The following is a 14336-nucleotide window of genomic DNA, read 5'->3' as shown; positions in this document are numbered from 1 at the left end:
CCTGCTTTCGTCGTGTATGGCGAGCACAGCCTTAAAGTCCGTTGACTCCAAGAATTACCATCAGATAAACCCAAGCCATGAAAAACCTCAGCCTGTTCTTCCTTTCTGCCTGTATTCTGATTGTCTCAGAACCACCCAACTGTTTGGCACAGCTTACCTTGGAACCTTCCGATCCTGCCAAGCAGACTGATATCCCTGATTTCTATAAAGGTACGCTAACTGACATAGACAGGGCACTGTCTACGGTCAAAAAGGGACGGGTGGCCCAAATAGCGGTTTCTGCCGGAGGCTTGCCCTTGTATGCGGTTTACTATGGAGCGAAGGAGGATTTTGCCCGTCAGGCAAATTATAACTCTGCCGTAGGGGCACGAAATCCCGCCTACTATGCAAAAAAGGGGGCCGCGGCAAAACCCGTGATTTACTTCATTGGCCCCGTACATGGACAGGAAGCAGAGGGAATAGTAGGCCTGGTCAATCTTTTGGCCATTGCCGAAACCGGAAAAGACCTACGGGGAAAGGCCTGGCCGGAGCTGAGCGAGATGTTTGGGACAGCCCGTGTAGTCATCGTTCCGACCGGTAACCCCGATGGCCGTAGACGGGTGCCCTACGACAGCTTTGTAGGCCTGCCCGAAGAGACAATGACCAAATATGGGCAAGGCACCAAAAAGGATGGCACCCTATGGCGATGGCCGCAGGCGAAATCCCTCCATCCCATGCGGGGTGATGTGGGCATTTTGGGAGCCTATTACAACGACGCAGGCATCAATATCATGCACGATGAATTCTTTGCGCCGATGGCCGAGGAAACCAAAGCCATTATGAGAATCGCCATGGAAGAGGCCCCGGATATTACCGTTTCACTCCATTCTTGTTCCTGTGCGCCTTTCGTCATCCAAAATGCCCATGCGCCCTTGTTTATGAAAGAGCGGATCGACGCATTTGCCAGGCAGCTTAACGACCAATATAGGGCCCTTCAACTTCCCAATAGAGGTGCCTCCTGGAAATTGTCTACCGAAGCCGACGACCCAACCTTTCCCCCTCAGAACTCATTCAACCTGGTGAGCGCGCTGCACCATGCCAGCGGGACCATGGCCTTCACCTTTGAAAGCCCCCACGGAACGGTGGAAGATGGTGCCACCTATGAGCAGATCCTTGATATTCAGCTCGTCCTTTACCAGGAAATGTTCCGGTACATTTCGGCTGAGCGGTTGATTTGGCAATGATTGGATGATTTCATTCGATTGAATAGTCTAAACCACTCGCAAGTGGGTATACCATTCAGCATCGAAAAAGAAACGCAGACCCATTTTCATTAGGTAAACACCAAGTTTATTCTTTTCTTTAGCTAATTAGTCGTAGTATATCTTACAGTTAACATACAATTGAGCCGTATGGCCACCCTGACGGAAGAATCCGGGCCATTCCCGTTCGACTCCCAGCCTGCCGATAGGCCGGTACATAACCACTTAAAAACAAATTAAAAACCAATGAAAAAACCAAAAAACGAGACCTTGGAAAGCTCGCGCCGGAACTTCATCAAGAATGCGGCCATTGCTTCCTCCATTTTGATCGTCCCTCGACACGTCCTTGGAGGTGTAGGGTACACAGCACCTAGCGACCAGTTAAACCTAGCGGCCATAGGTGCCGGAGGAAAGGGTTCCAGCGATATCAAAAACGCTTCCGTAAACGGCCGGGAGCGCATTGTTGCACTTTGTGATGTGGACTTTTCAGGATCTGCCAAACGTTCGGTAGAGGCCTTTCCAAAGGCCAAGCTCTATGCAGACTACCGGGAGATGCTGGACAAGGAAAAGGACATTGACGCCGTCACCATCTCAACGCCCGACCATGTACATGGTCCTGCAGCGGCCTACGCCATGGAGCGAGGCAAACACGTGTACGTCCAAAAACCTATGACCCACAATATCCGGGAGGCGAGAATTCTCACGGAGATGGCGCGAAAAAATAAAATCGTAACCCAAATGGGCAACCAAGGCGGGTCTAACCCCTTGCTGAAGATGGTTCAGGGATGGATAGACTCCGATAAGATCGGAAAGGTATCCAAGGTACAGATATGGACCAATCGTCCGGTATGGCCACAGGGAGGGCCAATGCCGGCCTCCGACCCAAGCCAGAAGCCAAAAGACCTGGACTGGGATTTGTGGCTCGGCCCTGCCGAATACAAACCTTATACGCCAAACATGCATCCCTTCAACTGGAGGGGCTGGTGGGATTATGGAACCGGCGCATTGGGCGATGTGGGATGCCATTTGATCGATATTCCATTTAGAACACTGGGCCTGATGTACCCGACGGATGCGGAATGCAGTGTGGGAGCCGTTTATTCGGGCATGTGGAATGCGGATTTTAACCCGGAAGGCGCCCCTGCTACCTCCTTTATTACCCTACATTTCGACGCCACGCCGAAGTCCAAATCCCGCATTGAGATGACGTGGATGGATGGTGGCATACGACCGGCACACCCTGACATCATCCCAGCCGACCACGACATAGGAGGAGCCAACAGTGCCAATGGCGTGCTGATCATTGGCGAAAAAGGAATCATCAGTACCAACATCAACGACAGTTCACCCCTCATGCCAAAACTATACCTCAACGACGGTACCCAGGATTTCGGTCCCGAGGTAGAGGAAATGGAGGAGCCCGAATATGGGCACCAGCGCAAGTGGGTAGATGCCTGCAAGGCCGGGTTCAACAGCAAAGAGCACAAGGAACTCACCTCCTCTTTTGACTATGCCGGTCCGATGACAGAGACGGTTCTGATGGGCAACCTGGCCATTCGCAGTTACCTGCTTAGGAGAGAAAACAGCAAAGGCCAAATGGAATTCTTCGCCCGTAAAAAGTTGCTTTGGGACGGTGAAAACATGCGGATCACCAACCTGGAGGAAGCCAATCAGTTCGTTGGCCGTACGTACAGGGAAGGGTTTAAGGTGTAGTTCTTCTAATTCCAAGTTGTGTAAAAGCACCCCTCAGAAAATTGACTTGGGGGGTGCTTTTTATTATGATCTAAATGTTGAAGAGACCTGCTGGAACACATTCGAAAATCCAAGAAAAACTATTTCACTGCATTTACAAAAGACTTAGCGTTTAACTCGAACCAAAACCTCGAACCTTTCCCTTCTTCACTTTCAACACCTATTTTCCCTCCCATGGCTTGGATAAATTCCTTACTAATGTTTAGCCCTAAGCCTGAGCCGCTTGTTTTTGTTCCGGGAACTCTATAGTATTTTTCAAACAGACGGTCTTGAAAGCTTTTGGGGATTCCCTTTCCTTGGTCAATAACTTCGAAAAGAATTTTCCTATTTGATTCTTGAAAACAATTGATCCTAATGGTTGACCCTTCAGGCGAATACCTAATTGCATTGGAAAGCAAGTTAATCAGTACCCAAGTCACTTTGTTTTCATCTCCAATGGCATGTAAATCAGGTTGGATGATTAGCTCTAAATTAATTTTCTTTTCATTAAGCTGTAATTTTAATGCCTCAGATGCTACCGTAATTACCTCCTTAGGAGGAAAAACTTCCTGGGTAAGGGAAATATTACCGGTTTCCGCTTGGGTAATGTCCAAAAGCTCGCCTGTTATTGATAATAACCTGTTTTTATCTTCCAATAGCCCTTTAATCAGTTTAGATTGGCTATCGTTTAGGCTACCTGTTCTTTCATCCATGAGTAATTTTAATCCCATGCCGATGGAAGAAATTGGGGTTTTCAACTCATGAGAAATAGTAGCTATAAATTGAGTTTTTGCCTTATCTCGCTCACTAAATTGGGTAATATCTGTCAGTACCACCACATATCCAACATTTTCTAATTTATCATGCTTATCTTTTGAAATATTAATAGGGATTATTTCGCGTGAAAAGGTCTTTTCTTCTTTATCAAGGACAATTTTGATTGTTTTTGGAGTTAAACTTTCTTGGCCGCCCAAGGCAAAATCTGTTGCAAAAGATGCGATGATATCATTGATTTTGGCTATTGATTGTATGTGCTCACCCTTGATATATTCTTCTGACAAATTCAAGACATTTTTAGCAAAATCATTAATAAAAAGAATCTTATGGTTTTCGTCAATCCCAATAATTCCTTCATGCATTTGGTTAATAATTGCCTCTATTCTCTTTTTTTCGCTGAAAAGTAAGGAAAAATTTGAGGCTTCATATTCTTTTAGTCTTGAAGCCATAAGATTGAAAGAAGATGCTATTTCTCCTAATTCATCATTTTCAGCAACTTTCAATTGGTGATCATATTTTTTACTGGCTATAGCTTTGATACCTTCATTGAGTTTTTGTAGAGGGTCGAAAATAACCTCAGGAAAACCTATTATGAAAATTAAACTCAAAATGCTACCTGAAATACCTGTAATCGCCATGTATAGGACAACTCGTTCCGCTGTTTGATTGGCAGTGTCATTTTTCCTCAATAGCGTCTGAATATTCAGTTCATAGATTTTTGTAGCCAAGTCTTGAATAGTAGCTATCTGTATTAGCAAAAACTCACTTGGTATATTTTCATTTAAAGAGATTTTCAATAATTCAACTTGTTTAATTAGCTCATCAGTTAATTTATCCTCACCCGGTTCTGTAATATTTGCTTTTTGTTTTTCAATACTTTCAAGTATAGCGTCAAAAGCAAAACCTCGTTCTGCCTTGCTTTTTGAATCTTGTTTTCCAATGGTAAGTATAGTTTTGTCCAGAGAGGTTTTGATGGATTGCATATAATCCAGTGTTCTGTAATTATCTTTAATAATTGCCTGAGAGTCATCTGCTAATTGACGGACAAAAAGACTTCCTAATCCAGCTAATAAAAGGATCAAAAGAAATAGGAACCCAAAAGATAGGTAGAGTTTAGTTTTTAGTTTCATTAGATTAGGTAACTACGATTAAGTCTATATCAGTTGGAGAAATTAGCTGAACAAGATTATGGAAATGGTTTTGTCCGCTAATATTTCTCCATATACTTTGTTTAGGTTTCCCAATTACAATATTGGTAGCTTGATGATTCTTGGCTGCTTCAAACAATACATCAGCAATTGTCTTGTGTTCACTTGAAATAACTCTTGTACCCTGGTGAATAGTTTGATAATGTATTTCTTGGATTGGATTGGCTCCTTTGGAATTGCTTTCATAAATGTACACATTGGCACCTAGAGTACTTGCAAGCTTTAAGTTTTGAAGAAGCTTGGTTTCAGTTCTTACATTTATCTTTTCTGTTGATTCTTTAGGAGTTTTTACATATACAACAAACCATTCAGCATGATAATTATTGGCCAGTCTAGCTGTTTTTCTGATCACCTTTTTTGCCAAAACCTCTTCAGTACTGACACAAGCCATGAAACGCTCAATAATGCTACTTTGCTGTTGCTGAATAAAATTTATTTTTGACTCCAGGTTTTTTGCAACTTGTAGAAGTGCCAATTCCCTCAATTGAAGGATTTTTTTTGCCTGAAAGAAATTGGATAAGGCCTGTTGTATTTTTTCTTCTTTGTAGATTTTCCCTTCTTTGAGACGTTTGATTAGGTCATCAGCAGGCAAATCAATACTGACCACCTCATCTGCTTTCCTTAGAAAGGTATCGGGAATTCGTTCGGTGACTTCGATCCCACTCAACTGCTTGACCTTATCATTAAGGCTTTCCAAATGCTGTACATTAAATGCGGTAATCACGTGAATACCAGCATCAATTAAAACTTCCACATCCTCCCACCTTTTGGCATGTAGGCTGCCAGGTATATTGGTATGGGCAAGTTCGTCTACAATCACAATTGATGGTTTCAATCGAAGAATAGCCTCTAGATCCATTTCCCTCAATACTTTACCTTTGTAAAACACCTCTCTTAAGGGGATAAGTGGAATGCCTTCAATCAAGGCTTCTGTTTCTTCCCGTCCGTGAGTTTCAATAAAACCAATGCGTATATCTACTCCTGCCTTTAGCAGATCGTGGGCTTCCTGAAGCATTCGGTAAGATTTACCTACGCCGGCAATCATACCGATATATACTTTCAATCTCCCTTTTTTGGACTTTTGAATCAGTTGAAGAAAGTAATCAGGAGAATTTTTCATTTACGCAGTTGGATTAAATCACTCCACCACCATTTGGGTGGTGGAGGGTTTGAATTAGGGTAAGGTTATAGCAAGTGAACCGATCAATAAGAAATTTCCTTGTACCAATTGACCATCCTGTAAGAAATTAGGAGTGCTGTTCTGTAATTGCCTAGCTTCTATCCTGAACAAGATATTTTGAGAAATTTTCCTATCTAAATTTACCGAATAGCCCGTAGCTCTGAATCCATCAGGCGAATTTGCCTCGATGATTACCCCATTTTGATCTTGATAGTATTCACCTCGGAAAGCCATTCCCCAATTTTCATTGAAGTCCAAACGTAGAATTCCTATTGGTGTATACCAATGCTCAAAGCCCCTTGAAGCCCCAGCTTGAACACTTTCAAGTGCCTCTTGCTGAATGCCGTAATCAAACCCGAGTATTAAAGCTACTTTTTGACTAAGTTGTATTTCTGCATACAAGTTGTTGAAATAGCGCATTCTTTTATCTTCTTGAGGGAAATCATTTCCAATAAAGGTACTCCAATTGAGCGTTAGGTTTTCAGTAGGCGTGTGGGTTACTCTGGTACCAAAAGCTGGGCTTGTATTTCCTGGTAATCTTTGGATGCGTTGCCAACCATTGAAAACACCAGCCTCAAATTCCCATTTACTGTTTGGAGTATAGGTCATCTTAGCTCCTGAGAGGAAATATGGCGAGTTTTCAGCTAATAAACTTCTGGTTAAAGTAAAATTTTCTGAGGAAATTGCTGATTCAAAGCCAATATGGGAAGCGAAAATACCTGCATCAATCCATAATTTCCGTTCCTTGTCTATAGCTACCCCAGCATAGGCTTCAAAGACATTCTTTAGCAAATCCTGTTCTGCTGCCAGATTATATTGCGCATAAGTACCCACCATCAATCCCAAGCTGCCCCGATAAAATCCACCGTCAATATCCGCCTGAACCAATCCCAAATTTAAATTTACTTCGTTGTGACGGGTATGGTTGAAAAGGAAATCAGGACGTTCATTGGAGAAGGGCCTATTAAAATCAAATCCATAGTAAATATCTGCATGACCACTTATGTTAATTAAAGGTTTATTTGTTTCTTGAGCTGTAGCGCAGAAAGCACTAAAAGAAATAGCAATTGTTATAATTAATTTTTTCATCTTAAAATAATTGGTGGTTTAATCTTTATTTGTGAGTTCGTCCAAGGCTAAATTTAATTTAAGGACATGAACAATATCTTTTGGACCAAAAAGTCCAAATAAAGCTCCCTTGTTGTGTTCTGATATAAGCTCAGTAACTTGAGAGAGTTCTAGATTTCGGGCATTGGCTACCCTATTAGCCTGAAAAATGGCTGCATCCAAGGAGATGTATGGATCCAATCCACTACCTGAGGCTGTGACCAAGTCAATTGGAATATCTGCCTTACTTTTTTCCGGATGGTTTTCTAATAAATAGTTGATTCGTTCTTCCACTTGAGAAAGGAAGATTTCATTTGTAGGTCCGAAATTGGACCCTCCTGTGTCAGAGGCGTCATAATCCACATCTGATGGCCTGCTCCAGAAATAATGTTGGCTACTGAAGTTTTGGGCGATGTGTTCAAAACCTCTTAACTCTCCGTCAAGAATTATTGGTTTTCCATTGGCGCTGTGAGGCATTATTTTTCCAATACCCCAAATTGAGATAGGATAAATTAGTCCAAACAGAACTAGTGTAATCAGTATGATTGAAATACTTTGACGTATCATATTGTTTTTTGGATATTATATGAATAATGAGACTATAGTATCTATGGCTTTAATTCCAATAAAAGGTAAAATAATACCTCCTAGACCATAGATTAATAGGTTTCTACTTAGTAGAGCCGAGGCCCCAATAGGCCTATATTTTGAGCCTTTAAGTGCTAATGGAATTAAAGCAGGGATGATTAAGGCATTGAAAATCACGGCAGAAAGGATGGCTGATTGCGGGCTGCCCAAATTCATAAGATCAAGGGCTGCAAGACCAGGAATGGACGCCGCAAATAATGCCGGAACTATGGCGAAATATTTGGCAACATCATTCGCAATGGAAAATGTTGTGATATTGCCTCGGGTGATCAGTAGCTGTTTACCGATTTCTACCACCTCCAGTAATTTTGTAGGATCAGAATCCAAGTCTACCATGTTGGCTGCTTCCTTAGCAGCTTGGGTACCAGAGTTCATGGCAACACCCACATCTGCCTGGGCCAAAGCCGGTGCGTCATTGGTGCCATCCCCCATCATGGCTACTAATTTGCCCTCCGCTTGTTCTCTTTTGATGTAATTCATTTTATCCTCAGGTTTAGCCTCAGCGATAAAATCATCCACACCCGCCAGGTTTGCAATAAATTTGGCAGTAAGTGGATTATCACCTGTGACCATGACAGTCTTTACTCCCATCTTTCTGAGCCTATCAAATCGCTGTTGTATTCCAGGTTTGATTATATCCTCCAATTGAATAACCCCTATGGCTTTTTTATCAACAGCAACTGCCAAGGGAGTTCCTCCTTTTTCAGCTATTTTAGCAACTTCCTTTTCCAAGAAGGTGATCGTTTCATTGGAAGATTGATCAGCCCATTTTTTAATGGCATCCCAAGCCCCCTTTCTGATTTTTACATTTTCCGAAAGATCAACACCGCTCATTCTTGTTTCTGCGGTAAAGTTTATAAACTGTGCATCTTGGGGCACTGAGAGTTCAAACTGATCCTTTTTCTTAGCTAATTCAACTACTGATTTACCCTCAGGAGTAGTGTCTGCTAATGAACTCAATACAGATGCTTCAACCATTTCCTCACGAGCTGTATCAGGTGCAGGTACAAAAGCGGTAGCCTTCCTATTTCCTATGGTGATTGTTCCTGTTTTATCCAATAATAAAACATCTATATCACCGGCGGTTTCTACAGCTTTTCCGGATTTGGCAATGATATTGGCTTTGAGCGCTCTGTCCATACCTGCAATGCCAATTGCTGAGAGCAGTCCGCCAATAGTTGTTGGAATCAGGCACACAAACAATGAAATCAAGGCTGCTAAAGACAAGCTGATATTTAAAAAATCAGCAAAAGGTTTTAGCGTAACGGTCACAATTAGAAAGACTAAGGTAAAGGCTGCTAACAATATGGTGAGTGCTATTTCATTGGGTGTTTTCTGCCTGTTGGCCCCTTCCACCAAACTGATCATTTTATCCAAAAAACTTTCGCCTGGATTGGAACTGACCCTTACAACAATCCGGTCACTCAACACTCTAGTACCACCTATGACCGTATTTTGATCCGATCCAGCTTCTCTGATTACAGGTGCAGATTCTCCCGTAATGGCAGATTCATCAATAGATGCCAAACCCTCTATCAGTTCCCCATCAGCAGGAATAAGATCGCCAGCCTCACAAACAAAGACATCACCTTTGGTTAAAATTGAACAACTGACAATCTCTTCCTGGTCGTTTCGCAATATACGTGCAGGGGTGTCCTGTCTTGTTTTTCTTAAGGTATCAGCTTGGGCTTTTCCTCGTGCTTCTGCCACAGCTTCTGCAAAATTTCCCAATAATACAGTTAGAAATAGTAATAACGTGATCACTAGGTTGTATCCAAAAGAACCCAGAAAATCATTTTGGGAAACCAAGGAGACTATTGTCACCACAAGCATGATTAAAGTCCCAAGTTCAACGGTAAACATTACCGGATTTTTGATCATCAGGGATGGATTCAATTTCACTACTGCTTGTTTCATTGCAGTGGAAAAATCAAATGAATTAGTATTGTTTTTCATCGATATTTCATTTAAAAGGAAAAGAATTCAGCAATTGGACCTAACGCCATCACTGGGAAGAATGCCAAAGCTGCGACAATTAGGATGACTGATAAAAGAACGGCTCCAAAAGTAGGTGTCTCCAACTTTAAACTTCCAGAAGACTCTGGAACTGTCTTTTTTAGGGCAAGCGAACCAACAATTGCCAAAGGACCTATAATGGGTAAAAACCTACCCAATAACATGACTATACCGGTCATAATATTCCAAAAAGGTGTATCGTCATTCAGGCCTTCAAAGCCTGACCCATTGTTGGCAGATGCTGATGTGAATTCATACAGCATTTCTGATAGTCCATGAAATCCGGGGTTATGTATCCAATCCGTATAAAGTGCTGGATTTTTTGCTGCTAAATAACTTGAAATGGCTGTTCCTGTAAGGATTAGGAAAGGATGTAAAATCACAATCAAGGCTGCAATTTTTATTTCTCTGGCTTCGATTTTTTTACCCATAAATTCAGGAGTACGCCCGATCATCAAGCCTGCAATGAAAACGGCCACTATTACAAATACAAAGAAGTTTATAAATCCAACTCCCACTCCTCCATATATGGCATTGATAAACATATCCAACAAGAAAATACCTCCGGACAGTGGTGTGTGGCTATCGTGCATGGAATTGACAGAGCCATTAGAGGTTGAGGTAGTAGAAACTCCCCAAAGTGAAGACGCTGCTGCACCAAATCGAACTTCCTTTCCTTCCAGATTTGTTGGATCGGACAATCCCAGTTTTGTAAACTCAGGATTGCCTGATAATTCCTGACTAATTGAAATTGCCGTAAATGAAACAAACAAGATAGACATCACCCCAATGAATACTAAGGCAAGTCTTTTTCTATCTGTATAAAATCCAAAAGCAAAAACCAATGCCATAGGAATTAACAGGATAGCAATATTTTCAGCTATGTTGGTTAGGTAATTGGGATTCTCGAATGGGTGGGTAGAGTTAGGACCAAAGAAACCTCCTCCATTAGTCCCCATTTGTTTAATTGCAACCATTGGAGCTGCAGGACCCGCTGCGACCAATTGCGATTCACCTTCCAAAGTTTGGACCTCTTGTAATGCTTCAAAGTTAGAAGGTGTGCCGTTGGCCATCAGAATTATTGCCAGAATTACTGATAGCGGAAGCAGTATTCTGGTACAGCTTTTAACCATTAGATTGTAAAAATTTCCAAGTTCAGATGTAGAGCGATTAATCAATCCTTGAAATAAAAGCGCACAAGCTGCTATTCCTGTCCCAGCACTTACAAATTGCAACCAACAGAAAACCAGAAGTTGTGTGTAATAAGAGGCTCCGCTTTCTCCACTGTAATGTTGGAGGTTGGTATTGGTGGTAAAGCTGACAGCGGTATTAAAGGCCAAGGTTGGCTCCCAATTTTCAAATCCATTGGGATTCCAAAAGGGATGAAAGGATTGCAACACCAAGAAAAGAAAGGCTACGACAAAAAAGCCAATGTTGATGACAACAAGCGCTTTCATATTGTCTTTCCAATCGAGTTTTTGATCAGGATTCACGCCGGAAATCCTAAAAATCCATTTTTCTATGGGCGACATAAAGTCAGACCATACGCGTTCTCCTTTAAATATTTTGACCATATACTTCCCCAATGGCCATGCTAGTAGTAAGGAAAGCAGGAAGATGAAGATTACACCTATAATTTCTGTATTCATGGTTTAAAATTTTTCAGGTTTCATAATCGCATAAGTAAGGTATGCGCATGCTAGAAGGGATGAGATTAGTATAAGTATCATATTATCAAATTGAGAAGTTAATGTTAGAGATCATCAAAGAACTTGATGGTTTTGAAAATTGCTGACAATACTGCTACTCCGAGCAGTAACATGCCTATGGCTATGATTCCGTTCATAATTTTTTTTAAAAAGTCTTTGGCAAGTCATGAACCTATTTTGAAAAAAATCCAACTTAGATCTTCATGATGCTGATTACCAGTCCATTAAAAAATTAAATTAAAGTTGAGAGGAGTTCTTAAACAGTCAAAACCCTTCGGATTCCGAAGGGTTGATTTCAAAAATGGAAGGGGTAGGACAAATTTGAGAAAAATATTTATAGACCTGAAGATGTCCAAGTTTTCATTTCGGAGTTTTCCTCATAAACCAAGAAACCTTCGATTGCCTTGTTATTTTCTATAAAAAACCGGGCTTTTTCAGGCCCCCAAATCATACAGGCTGTTGCAAAAACATCTGCTTCAAGTGCTGTTTGGGCTTTAATGGTTGCACTTAACAAGTTGTGTGAAACTGGAAATCCCGACTGAGGATCAATAATATGCACTCTTTTATTACCATTCTCATCTATATAGTATTTTCTATAATTACCAGATGTACTGAGCGCCTGATTATCTAATAATGTAATATGCAACAACCTAGGACCTGATGGATAAGGTGATTCAATTCCTATTTTCCAAATCTCACCTGTTGGATTTAAGCCCTTACAGCCCATTTCTCCGCCGATTTCTACTTTAAAATTTTCCACACCATAGGAAATAAGCAGTTCAGAAAGCTTATCAATAGCAAATCCTTCACCCATTGCACTAAAATCCAACATAGTTCCAGGAATCTTACTGATTAATTTGCCTTCCATAATTTCGACATTATGAATTGAAACCAAAGTCAACAAAGAATCAACCTTTTGTTGAGTCATTGTAGTCCTATTTCCGAAGCCAAAACCCCATGCATTGATCAATGGCATCATCGTTGGATCAATCACTCCACCAGTTTTGGTATGGTATAAAATAGCAAGATCTAACATTTCTGGCAGGTATGACGCTTCTAAAAGCTCTATTTCTCCCAAACGATTGAAAATTGAGATTTCAGAGTCTGGTATATAAGTATTTGCAGAGAAATTGTATGCTTCAAAAAACTCATTGATTTCCAAACTGAAATTTTTATCTCCCTGATAATGAATTTGAAAGTAGGTTCCAAGAGCCTCTCCTTCAATTAAAATGTAAGGAATTGTTTTATTTTTAAAGGTATTTAAAAGTGCTAATGCTAAAACAAGGCATCCGATTATGATTGGGATATAGTATTCCTTTTTCATTCTATTTCAAAATCATGTATTTTTTTGTAAAGTGTTGTCAGCCCAATTTCCAAAACTTTTGCTGCTTGTGTTTTATTCCCATTGACATGTTTGAGTACCCGAATGATCTGAGCTTTTTCGGCAGATGCCATTGTCATTGACTCAGGCTCGTTGAATTCTCTTTGGTAGCTTGGGGCTAACTGTTCAGTTGTGAGGGTATCTCCATCACATAAAATGACAGCACGTTCCACTAAATTCCTTAGTTCTCGTATATTTCCTTTGAAAGGTAATTTTTGTACTTCACGAATAAATTCAGGAGAAATTTTCTTCACTTTCGTATTTGCTTTCACTGAGAATATTTTCACAAAATGATCAACTAACTCTGGAATATCTGTTCTTCTTTCTGATAGTGAGGGGAGATGAATCTGGATTACTGACAGTCTATACAAAAGGTCTTCTCTAAAATTACCAGCAGTTACTTCTTCTTCCAAATTGCGGTTTGTAGCAGCGATTATTCGAACATTTACTTGTTTTTCTTTGGTATCTCCTACTTTGATAAAAGTACCTGACTCTAGTACTCTTAAAAGTTTTGCTTGTAGCTCTAATGGCATCTCACCGATTTCATCTAGAAATAAAGTGCCAAGGTTGGCTTCCTCAAACAGCCCTTTTTTATCCGATACAGCTCCTGTAAAAGCTCCAGCCTTATGTCCGAATAATTCACTCTCCAAAATTTCTCCACTGATTGCGCTACAGTTAATAGCTACAAAACTTTTATCCGACCTTTTACCTTCATAATGAATAGCCTGAGCAAAAACTTCCTTTCCTGTCCCTGTTGCTCCAGTAAGTAAAATTGAAATATCACTTTGGGAAACTTTTCTAGCCAATGCTTTAGCCTCTTGGATTCTTTCACTGTTACCTAAGATACTATCAAAATTATATTGTTTAGATAGTTTGCTTTTAAGTTTGGTAAGCTCTTTTTGAAGCAATGCTTTTTGGGATGCCTTTTCAATTAAAGGGATCAACTTATCATTATCGTCTCCCTTAACCAGGTAATCGAAAACGCCATGTTTAATAGCCTTTACACCATCTTGGACTCTTCCAAATGCAGTCAATAAAATAAACTCTATTTCAGGAAATTTTTCTTTAGATTTTATACAGAAATCCACTCCGTTTCCATCAGGAAGCTTCACATCACACAGTACTACATCAGGGACATGCAATTCAACTTTTTGGTTTGCTGAAACAATATTACCAGCTTCAAAAACATCATAACCCTCATAAACCAATAGCTTAGATGTTAAACTCCTAAGTTTTTCTTCATCATCAATCAAAAGGACTTTAATTTTCATCTGAAATATGGTTTTATAATCAGTAGATTTCTGTAAAGATTAAAATATCTTGGCTGGAAGATAGCAT

11 protein-coding genes are annotated in these 14336 nt (G+C 40.6%); 2 read left to right on the top strand and 9 right to left on the bottom strand.

Features of this window, described 5'->3' with window-relative positions; all coding sequences use genetic code 11:
* Positions 1-77: 77 nt before the first annotated feature.
* Together ADIS_RS05775 and ADIS_RS05770 are read left to right on the top strand one after the other, a co-directional pair.
* On the top strand, positions 78-1223 hold the full coding sequence (locus tag ADIS_RS05775; RefSeq protein ID WP_010853433.1) for a M14 family metallopeptidase: 1146 nt from the start codon (positions 78-80) through the stop codon (positions 1221-1223).
* A 264-nt stretch (positions 1224-1487) separates the two neighbouring features.
* Positions 1488-2954: a Gfo/Idh/MocA family protein gene (locus ADIS_RS05770; RefSeq protein ID WP_010853432.1), complete on the top strand. Its 1467-nt coding sequence runs from the start codon at positions 1488-1490 to the stop codon at positions 2952-2954.
* A 119-nt stretch (positions 2955-3073) separates the two neighbouring features.
* Here ADIS_RS05770 and ADIS_RS05765 read toward each other — a convergent pair whose 3' ends face one another.
* The 9 genes from ADIS_RS05765 to ADIS_RS05730 form a co-directional block, all read right to left on the bottom strand.
* Positions 3074-4879, bottom strand: coding sequence for an ATP-binding protein (locus tag ADIS_RS05765; protein WP_010853431.1), 1806 nt, complete (start codon positions 4877-4879; stop codon positions 3074-3076).
* Between the two features lie 4 nt (positions 4880-4883).
* Positions 4884-6077: a universal stress protein gene (locus ADIS_RS05760; RefSeq protein WP_010853430.1), complete on the bottom strand. Its 1194-nt coding sequence runs from the start codon at positions 6075-6077 to the stop codon at positions 4884-4886.
* Between the two features lie 54 nt (positions 6078-6131).
* Positions 6132-7226, bottom strand: coding sequence for a porin (locus ADIS_RS05755; protein ID WP_010853429.1), 1095 nt, complete (start codon positions 7224-7226; stop codon positions 6132-6134).
* 18 nt (positions 7227-7244) lie between these two features.
* Complete coding sequence (kdpC, locus tag ADIS_RS05750; protein WP_035804868.1) at positions 7245-7811, bottom strand: potassium-transporting ATPase subunit KdpC; 567 nt, start codon at positions 7809-7811, stop codon at positions 7245-7247.
* A gap of 15 nt (positions 7812-7826) precedes the next feature.
* A complete protein-coding gene (gene kdpB / locus ADIS_RS05745; protein WP_010853427.1) occupies positions 7827-9848 on the bottom strand; it encodes a potassium-transporting ATPase subunit KdpB in 2022 nt (673 codons plus the stop codon).
* A gap of 11 nt (positions 9849-9859) precedes the next feature.
* Entirely contained in the window at positions 9860-11557 is a 1698-nt protein-coding gene (kdpA, locus tag ADIS_RS05740) for a potassium-transporting ATPase subunit KdpA (protein WP_010853426.1), read from the bottom strand.
* Positions 11558-11560: 3 nt separating this feature from the next.
* Entirely contained in the window at positions 11561-11638 is a 78-nt protein-coding gene (locus tag ADIS_RS23660) for a potassium-transporting ATPase subunit F (RefSeq protein ID WP_081634875.1), read from the bottom strand.
* Between the two features lie 313 nt (positions 11639-11951).
* Positions 11952-12941, bottom strand: a complete 990-nt coding sequence (locus ADIS_RS05735) for an FAD:protein FMN transferase (RefSeq protein WP_010853425.1) — start codon at positions 12939-12941, stop codon at positions 11952-11954.
* Positions 12938-14269 (bottom strand): sigma-54-dependent transcriptional regulator, encoded by a 1332-nt coding sequence (locus tag ADIS_RS05730; RefSeq protein ID WP_010853424.1) that lies wholly within the window; start codon positions 14267-14269, stop codon positions 12938-12940. The genes ADIS_RS05735 and ADIS_RS05730 overlap by 4 nt, the downstream gene beginning before the upstream one ends.
* Between the last annotated feature and the right edge of the window lie 67 nt (positions 14270-14336).

The organism is Lunatimonas lonarensis (genome assembly GCF_000390185.1).
GTDB lineage: Bacteria > Bacteroidota > Bacteroidia > Cytophagales > Cyclobacteriaceae > Lunatimonas > Lunatimonas lonarensis.
Note: the sequence above shows the minus strand (reverse complement) of the source record. Positions and strands in the feature narration are given on the sequence as shown.